This is a genomic window from Actinoplanes sp. ATCC 53533, assembly GCF_003947245.1.
Genome location: NZ_QHHV01000306.1, coordinates 1 through 3,138, shown reverse-complemented (window position 1 = coordinate 3,138; position 3,138 = coordinate 1). Strand labels below are relative to the sequence as shown.

Below are 3,138 nucleotides of genomic sequence, written 5' to 3'. Positions count from 1 at the left end.
GGGAGTCTCGCAGCGACGCAACGTCAACCTCAGCCAGCGGAGTCTCGGGTAACCGCAGCTCCGCGAGCGACACCAAGCCAGCGCCGGCCACGTGATAGGCCGTCCAGGGCCCGATGGCCCCGGGCGACTCGTAGCCGAGTTCCGCGGCCGTATCCGCCTTGGCGTCCGCACTGACAACGAGAATCCTGAAGCCGCGCCGGGCCAGTTGATCGGCCAGTTTCACGGCCAGCGTCGTTACGCCCTCGCCCCTGCGGTGACTGATGAGCGTGATGACTGGCGGCGCGTCCTGCACAGCACCCCTCCTGCGAATCTTCTTCTCGACCGCTGGCATGCAAGCACTTCTGAAGTGCAACGACGTTGCCCACAGGAAATGCTCTACAGATCACCCAACAGGATGGATGATCTCACCCAGCGTAATTCGCGGGCGTACCGGCAGGCTTGTGCTACTCGACGCGTCCACGCCACCTCAGCGCCATCGGCGGCATCCTCGCAAGGGCGCAGACCACGCCGTTGGTCGCCCCGCCTTGCTGGACATCCAGGTCCATTCCCGATCGCCGCAGCCCGGGGTGTGCTCCCGGCACGGCACGGCGTGTCAATGAAATGTCGGCGTCATCCATCGGGTGTGCCCGACATCGGGCCGCAGCTGATTTGGTAGACGACGTCAACCATCCGAGCGTCCACCGCCGACAACGCCCCGTCCGCCGTACTCGACCGGACGTGCCCGCCGAACCCGCGACGCACTTTCGTCGACCAGCCGACCGGTCTCGTGCACGCCGCAGGCCAGACGCCGCGCTCCCGCTGCACAAGCTGCTCGGCCCGACCGACCCTACGGCGGAGCCGGCAGGACCAACCGCGGCCAGCTCGCCGTCGGCCGCCTCGCCCGGACGGTCGCCGACGGCCGCCTTGTGGACGACCTTGCTGGAGGTGGAAAGCGTGACAGTGCTCTCCGCGGCGCGGGCCGCGATCACGTCGACGACCACCGCGGCCGGTCCGCCGGCTGCCAGAGCCGGGCGGAGGCGGGCTCTGGCCGGTGTGCTGGGGGCCCAGGCGTGCGCGTTGACGGTGACGCGGATGCTGTTGATAGCCGTACCGTGGCTGGTTTGGTCGAGCACCGGCAACACGGCGCAGGCCGGCCTGGTCCTGCTGGGCCAGACAATGCCGTATGCGCTGACGCAATGGCTGGCAGGGCCGCTGCTCGACCGCATCGGCCCGCGCCGGATCAGCATCGCTGGTGACCTGACGTCCGCTGGGCTACTCGCCGTACTGGCGGTCGGCACGGCTGGACCGGTGTGGCTGATCGGCCTCATCCTGGCCGGTGTCGGGGCCGCTGACGGTCCGGCCGCCGCCGCGAAACGCCTGCTGCTACCCATCGCGGCGACCGACGCTGGACACTCGGTCACCCGTGGCGCCGGGTACGCGATCGTGATCGAACGGGCGGCCACCACCGTCGGTCCGGCTCTCACCGGTTGGCTCATCGTGGCGGCCGGAGGCGCCACCGCGCTGTGGGTTTCCGCAGCACTGCTTGCCGCCGCAGCCGGCATCGCCACCCGCACGGTCACCGACCCACCCCGCGACCACTGCTCGAGCAGGTATGCCAGCCGCTTGCGTGCCGGTGCCGGCTATCTGCGTCACCACCAATCCCTGCGGGCGCTGACCACCATGTTCCTCGCGACGAACCTGATCGATCAAGCGTTGATCAGCATTCTGCTGCCGACGTGGGCGCACACGGGCGGGCACAGCCCGGCGATGATCGGCCTGGCGCTCGGCGTCGCCGCCGGCACCGCAGGATGCTCCGCACTGGTCACCGCCCGCCTTAGCGACCGGCTACCCCGCCGAGGCGTCTACCTGATCGCGGTGATTGTGGCCGGTCCGACTCGCATCGCCGCGCTCGCGGCCGACTGGCCTCCGGAGGCGGTGATCGCGGTGTGGGGACTCGCCGGGCTGGGTGCGGGCGTGTTCAACCCGATCGTGGAGGCCGTCCAGATCGAGTCGGTTCCGGCCGAGTTGCGCGGCCGGGTCCTAACCCTGATCAACGCGCTGGCCTGGGCCGGCATCCCGGTCGGCGGGCTGGTTGGTGCCGGTCTGCTCGCCACCGCCGGACTACCGGCCGCTGCCGGCGTCTGCGCCATCGCTTACCTCGTCGCCGTCTGCTACCCCGGCTGGCGAGTCAACTGGCAGCCCACGCCCGGCGCGAACCCGGGCGAAGGGCACAGCGGCACCGCTCCCTTGCCAAGCCCTCACCACAGCGGCTCAACCGCCTCGGACCAGCCGGAACGACAACGCCATCGTGTGAGCGGCAGGGCCACATCCACTCGGGGAGACTATCGATGACTACCGGCCGCCATCAGGCCGCAGGCCCGGCATCCGGCGACGTGCCGGCCCCGACGACGGCGTCACGCCGCGAAGCCGCGGCGACGCCGAATGCGGGGTGGGTCCCCGACGGCGTGGACATCACCGTCGCGGCGCCGGCACGGGTTTACAACTGCGCGCTGGGCGGCATGCACCACTTCGAAGTCGATCGTCAACTGTGGGCGCGGATCGAGCACAGCTATCCGCCGGCACCGTGGGCCGCCCGCGCGAACCGAGCCTTCCTCGCCCGAGCGACTCGATGGCTGGCCGGCCTCGGCGTCCGCCAGTTCCTGGACATCGGAGCAGGCATCCCGACACTGGAGGCCACCCACGAGACCGCCCGCGAAACCGACCCGACCGCCCGAGTCGTCTACGTCGATATCGACCCGGTCGCCGTAGAGCAAGCCGAAAGCATGCTGGCCGGCGACCCGAACGCTCGGGCAGTCAGAGGAGATCTCCGCGAACCAGAGCAGATCCTCACTGATCCCGCGGTGACCGCGTTGCTCGACTTCTCCGCACCGGTCGCGGTCCTGCTGGGCTACGTACTGCAACACATCCCGGACGACGCCGACGCCGCGGCAGCCGTCAGCCGCATCAGCGCCGCACTGTCACCAGGCAGCTTCCTGGCTCTCTCCCACTGGACACCCGAGGCGACGGTGGAAGGCCTCCACCAGCAGTCCGCCGCGTGCCAGCTCTACCAGGACACCCCGACGCCCATCGTGCTGCGCACCGCCGACCAGCTCACCGCGCTCCTGAACCACGCCGTCGAGCTGCTCCCGCCCGGCATCG

General features: G+C 70.2%; 3 protein-coding genes. 2 read left to right on the top strand and 1 reads right to left on the bottom strand.

What is annotated here, in order from left to right; all coding sequences use genetic code 11:
• The coding region (locus DMB66_RS54835) for an AAA family ATPase (protein WP_148112889.1) at positions 1-331 on the bottom strand (331 nt) is incomplete at its 3' end.
• Positions 332-933: 602 nt separating this feature from the next.
• Here DMB66_RS54835 and DMB66_RS54830 point away from each other — a divergent pair.
• Both DMB66_RS54830 and DMB66_RS54825 read left to right on the top strand, forming a co-directional pair.
• Positions 934-2,331, top strand: coding sequence for an MFS transporter (locus DMB66_RS54830; protein WP_233625524.1), 1,398 nt, complete (start codon positions 934-936; stop codon positions 2,329-2,331).
• Positions 2,328-3,138: SAM-dependent methyltransferase (locus tag DMB66_RS54825; protein ID WP_125811974.1), on the top strand; the 811-nt coding region annotated here is incomplete at its 3' end. The genes DMB66_RS54830 and DMB66_RS54825, both read left to right, overlap by 4 nt.